The following is a 4,915-nucleotide window of genomic DNA, read 5'->3' as shown; positions in this document are numbered from 1 at the left end:
GCGCTGGCCGCCTAATGCATACAATGCCTACCTCGGGCTTGCCCCCCGAGGGTACGCAGCCAACGCGACGCCGATACCCACGCATCTATCATGGGCGGTCATGTAGGGTGGAGGAGCACCGGCTGGGAATCTATTCGAAAATCAATGGATGGTGCCTGGACCCCTATGGTCCGCTCTTCGGGTCGTCGACCTCCAGCGCTTCCATGACGGGCGCCAGATCACTCTCTTCGACCGGATCGGCCTGCTGCTGTTCGCCGGTCCGGGCCTTGTCCAGAGCTTTCTCAATCGCCTCTTCAATGTCGCCGATCTCGTCTTCGCGTACCTCGTGACCATAGCCGGCCGCGTCGGCATCTTGTTCGAATTGCTGTGCCAGGACCGCCACGCTCACCTCGCTTTCAGCGGGCAGGTTACCGACGTTCTCCTGGAGCCAGGTTTCAAAGAACTCTTTCGTAGCACTCATGCGGCATCTCCTTCGGCACACTAAAGCGCGGCGGTGGTCCGAAGTTCCGCTATCCCGAGCTCATCTTTGCGATCCACCTCGCAACCGGCCGATTCATCGAGCCTGCCTCTTGGCGAAACGGTCCGAAGCGGTTATGTGTCGGGCCGCGTGGTCCCGTAGCTCAGTAGGATAGAGCGGCAGATTCCTAATCTGTAGGTCACAGGTTCGATTCCTGTCGGGATCACCAACAAAATCAAAAACTTGGTGATCATTTGGGCGGCGGCCATGTCGCGCCATGTTGCAATTGGCTACCGTTGATTTCCAAAGGTTTCCTGCGACTATCGGCGGATCCACGCGACATGGACGTGACATGGGGAGGCTATGGGACTGGTTTGAGGCAGCGGGCCGTTACAGCTGACGCCGGCGAGGCATCAGCGGGCCGGTTGACCTCGCCTATCGCGCCTTGCCCGAATGACTTCGAGCAAGGCGCTGGCGCGGTACCTCGTGCCATGACGCAAGGCGGAGGTGAAGGTGGCAGCGGAGGCCGGCGATAAGCCTCATCACGCTACGCCCTCGATCAGTGCCTTGATGGCGCGCTTGGTCGGGACCTCGCATCCATTAAAACTGGCAGCAACGTCGATCGAAGAGGGGTATCTCCGTCGAAGTTTCTGCTCGTCCTCAGTTGTAGGACGTGCTGCACAGAGCGCGACCAAGGCATCATCCATAAGACCGAGCGACTAGCCGAGATTACGATGCAATCCTCAGCCGGTAGAGCATCAATCATGATGATCTCGACTACGATCGGTACGGATTGAACATCCTGACGAATTTCCCGACAGCAACGAAAAACAGCGGGCAGCTGCTGAACGCCACGTGAGCAAGATGAACAGTCTGATGAGTGTTATGCCTGCGGGGGTGATAGTTGCTACAGTGGCCAGCGCATTAGCCGTATCCCTTGCCAGTCCAGAACTTCTAGATTGGGTGAAGGGGATCGTCGCAGCTTTTCACTAACTTAGAGGTATATCCAGCCTTCGGAAATACCGTTGCACGTCCGGATGTTCGCGGTCGTCCTGCCTGGGGCAGTTCAGCGCACAATGATCACCCTCAAGCGCCATCGCTTCACCAAGCGTCGCAACGTGTCCTCTGACAATCGATAGTCTTTGAACACCCTGCGCCTGCTTGACTGTAAGGGCCTCGGTGCCGGGTATATTGAGCGGTCGAAGACGCTCGCCTGTTTTTGGCGCTGTTTTGGCAGGAAGACGAACAACGCTCGCTTTCATTCCTCGCGACCTTCTGACCAGCAACGAAACGCGCTGTTAACGCCGTTCGCGGGTGACAGGATGTAGGCCGCAGTTCGAAAGTGTAGTCTGCATTTAGCTGTCAGCCGCGGAGGCGGAAATGAAGTTGCTTCGAATTGCGCTCCTGTGCACGGCCATGATCGGCCTTGGAATGCCTCCCGTTCGAGCTGAGGATCAGCCGGCTCTGCCGAACAGCGAAGCAGCAACAGAGCAGCCGCCAGTTCATTGCGAGGGGCAAAACTGCCTCCCGCCGGCGGATAACCCTGTGCAGGAATGCACCGGACAAGATTGCATGCCAGCTCCGCCGACTGAACCGGGTCCGGAGATTGAGCAGGTCGAGTGAGCAGCAGCAACGGACGATCTCTCTGTTGGCAGGGACACGGCTCATCGTTCCCGGCCTTCCGGCCAGCAGCGCCACCGCTGGCGTTCCAGACTGTGCCAACCAAATCGACGCCTAGGCTGCACGTTCGCGGACAGCCGGAACCAACGGCGACGACAAATGGTTTACCAATCGAAGGGACTCCAATGGATGCAGGATAATGGAATTTCTGGATTTGGAATTGGCGAGAGCCCGACAGCGGCTCAGGCGAGCGGAGCTCTCCCTTAGGCGTGCGAATGAAATGCTGGATGAAGACTGCGGTGTCGGCATCAATATTGCGTTGTGCAGCAGGATACGGGCTGCGCAACGTCGCGTGGCCGAGGCCAGATCGCGGTTGATGAAGATCGATCCAACCAGCGCTGACGGTTTTCGCACGGGTTGAACCATCCCGCCCGTCGACGCCGCGATAGGTCGGGGTCATGCGGCAGTACCTCCTGGCCGCTGCCCGTGCCCACTTTGCAAGCAAAGCTCGCGCTGAACAGCGTCATGAAGCGCTCGCGGTTCGCGGTTGATGGTATCCCGATTGAACCCGGCACGTTGCGTCTGTCCGCCCAAGGTCGCAACCACCTGCTTCCAGTAGTTCGTCGCGGCGGCGCCGCGCTTGACCGAAAGCACCTCGGCAACACGTCGGACTTTGCCGACACGCTTCGCCATCGGGAAGGCGATCACCAGACAGGCGGGTTCCAATCCAGAAGTTCGAGCTGCTTCATGCAACCCTCCGCTTGGCTCGCGCGTAAGCGCCTAGTTCTTCACCTTCATCGCCTGCCCCCGCAAGGGTCCAAAGCCGCCCTCCGTCAAACCGATAGCCCGGCTAGAACCATCATGTTGGTATAAATCTGAAACACTATCGTGCAGATCGCTGCGAGCGAGATCGGCACGCCAAACGGCACGACGCCTTTGCGGTCCAGGTGCTGAACGTAGAGGCGGAAAGCGCTTTGCGGCAGCATGAGCGGATTTTTGACGACCATCGCCGTGGCGAGAGCGAAAACCAGCAGCAGCACTGAAAATACGACGAGGCCGCTGCCGCCTATCAGCAACGGCAGCACCGCCATCAGCTTGACATCGCCGGCCCCGATCTTGCGCATGGCCCAGAACGGAAAGAGCGCAACAAACAGCAAAAGACCGGCAAGCGCGCTCAGGCCCATGTCCCACCACGACCCGGCTTGCACCGATAGGAGCTGCAGCGAGCCCAAACCCAGGCAAAGCAGCAGCAGCACATTCTGGTTGGATATCTTCTGGGTTGTAAGGTCGAGCCAGGCGATCCTTGCCAGCAAAGGAATGGCTAGTCCCTTCAGCAGCAGCGATGCGGCGAGCAACATGCTATCGCCTTACCGCTCGAGATTCTTCACGCTCGACGAAAGGAGCAGCAGATTGTTGGCCACGGTCGGATCGTTGGGCACCAGCTCATAAGCCTTGAGGAAGTTGCTGCGTGCGTCCTGCAGCTTGCCGCGCAGCAGATAGGAATAGCCGACATTGTTGTAATATTCGGGCGTCCCGCCAACCAGTCGGAAGGCTTGGCGATAGGCGTAGTCGGAGAGGTCGAAGCGGCGGATGCGATCGCTGCAGGCGGCCAGGCCCATCCAGGCACCACCATCATTGGGCGCCAGTTGCGTCGCCTTGTAGAACAGGGCGCCGGCATTGCCGTAATTTTCCGCGCGGAACTGGTTCTTGGCTTCGGCAATAGCCTGGTCCGAGGCATAGTACTCGACGTCGCTGACCGTCTTCAGCCCGTCGAAGGCATCGCCAAAGGCTGTCATGTCACCTTTTGAGGGCTCGTTGGTGCGGACGACGCCGCTGCTATCAGCCGTCTGGCAGCCGGAAAGCACGATAAGCAGCAAACCGGCTATGGCTGCGAGGCGCATTGGCCCTGTCATTTCGTCCCCCAAAAGAGTCCTCCGACTCTGTATTTCGACCAAAGCACATGATCGCCTAGAAGAAAATGCCCCTCATTCGAATGATCACCGGCAACATGATGACCATCAACACAACTGGAAAGATGCAGAGCCCCAACGGGATCATCATCTTGACCGGCAAAGCATTGGCGCGCTCTTCGGCACTCAGGATTCTCTGGCTCCGCATTTCGTCGCTGTAGACGCGCAAGGCCTCCGTGAGACTAGTGCCAAGTTCTTCCGACTGCCTGAAAAGCACAGCGAGCGCCCGCGCCTCGTCAAGACCAATGCGGTCGGCGAGTTCGCGCAAGGCCTCGCGCAATGGCTTGCCGGCGCGCAACTGCAAGGTCATGATCGAAAGCTGGACGCCCAGCCATCTGTGGGTGCCGGCCAGTTCACCGCTTACACGCTCGACGGCCGCCTCGAGGCTCATGCCTGCGTCGGCGCAGGTTATCATCATGTCCATGAAATCGGGAAAGCCACGACGATAGATCCGCTTTTGTGCCTTTTCGAAGCGATCGAGCAGGACGCTTGGAACTACGATGCAGGCGAGCCCAAACAAAGCAGAACCGGCAAAGGCGATGAAGCCGGGTAACTCAGACGGCAGGACTCGTGACAGTAGCGCATAGGCAGCCAAAAAGCCGACACAGACCGCGCCAAGTCGCGACAAGGTGTAAATGAGTGGCGCGCTCGACTGATAAAAGCCGGCGCGAAAGAGCTTCGCGTCCAAGGCGCTGGGCTCGTCCCGCTCCTTTTCGATCGATCGAAAATATGCCTCCACTGGCCGCTGCGCTGCGATTTTGGCAAGCTGCTCCTGTCCAACGAGCGAACGGCGATCGGCAATACCTTCGGCCATCAGGCTTTTTGCGACCAGCTTGCGCGTCTGCAGCGCCGGCAAGAAGACGAGAGC

At 59.0% G+C, this 4,915-nt stretch carries 5 protein-coding genes and 1 tRNA gene; 2 read left to right on the top strand and 4 right to left on the bottom strand.

From position 1 onward, the window contains the following. Positions 1–163: 163 nt before the first annotated feature. Complete coding sequence (locus EOA86_RS22310) at positions 164–460, bottom strand: DUF768 domain-containing protein (RefSeq protein WP_065007396.1); 297 nt, start codon at positions 458–460, stop codon at positions 164–166. A 149-nt stretch (positions 461–609) separates the two neighbouring features. Between EOA86_RS22310 and EOA86_RS22305 the strand changes: the two genes are divergently transcribed. Together EOA86_RS22305 and EOA86_RS39530 are read left to right on the top strand one after the other, a co-directional pair. Continuing rightward, positions 610–686 (top strand) — tRNA-Arg (locus EOA86_RS22305). Between the two features lie 1,590 nt (positions 687–2,276). Then, complete coding sequence (locus tag EOA86_RS39530) at positions 2,277–2,498, top strand: hypothetical protein (protein WP_065007398.1); 222 nt, start codon at positions 2,277–2,279, stop codon at positions 2,496–2,498. Positions 2,499–2,910: 412 nt separating this feature from the next. On the opposite strand, the gene EOA86_RS22295 is transcribed toward EOA86_RS39530, so the two are convergent. The 3 genes from EOA86_RS22295 to EOA86_RS22285 all read right to left on the bottom strand — a co-directional run. Then, positions 2,911–3,435 (bottom strand): prepilin peptidase, encoded by a 525-nt coding sequence (locus tag EOA86_RS22295; protein WP_128343601.1) that lies wholly within the window; start codon positions 3,433–3,435, stop codon positions 2,911–2,913. 9 nt (positions 3,436–3,444) lie between these two features. After that, the gene (locus EOA86_RS22290; RefSeq protein ID WP_163602992.1) at positions 3,445–3,990 is read right to left on the bottom strand and encodes a tetratricopeptide repeat protein; all 546 of its coding nucleotides are present in this window, start codon (positions 3,988–3,990) and stop codon (positions 3,445–3,447) included. 55 nt (positions 3,991–4,045) lie between these two features. Then, positions 4,046–4,915, bottom strand: an 870-nt coding sequence (locus tag EOA86_RS22285; RefSeq protein ID WP_164891902.1) for a type II secretion system F family protein, incomplete at its 5' end; no start/stop codon positions are given.

This window comes from Mesorhizobium sp. M5C.F.Ca.IN.020.32.2.1, assembly GCF_004023105.1.
Lineage (GTDB): Bacteria > Pseudomonadota > Alphaproteobacteria > Rhizobiales > Rhizobiaceae > Mesorhizobium > Mesorhizobium wenxiniae.
The sequence above is the reverse complement of the archived record's forward strand: the minus strand, read 5'-3'. Positions and strand labels throughout refer to the sequence as shown.

Coding starts and splice junctions, on each gene's coding strand:
- EOA86_RS22310 (WP_065007396.1), bottom strand. CDS start 460: ATGAGTGCTACGAAAGAGTTCTTTGAAACCTGGCTCCAGGAGAACGTC.
- EOA86_RS39530 (WP_065007398.1), top strand. CDS start 2,277: ATGGAATTTCTGGATTTGGAATTGGCGAGAGCCCGACAGCGGCTCAGG.
- EOA86_RS22295 (WP_128343601.1), bottom strand. CDS start 3,435: ATGTTGCTCGCCGCATCGCTGCTGCTGAAGGGACTAGCCATTCCTTTG.
- EOA86_RS22290 (WP_163602992.1), bottom strand. CDS start 3,990: ATGACAGGGCCAATGCGCCTCGCAGCCATAGCCGGTTTGCTGCTTATC.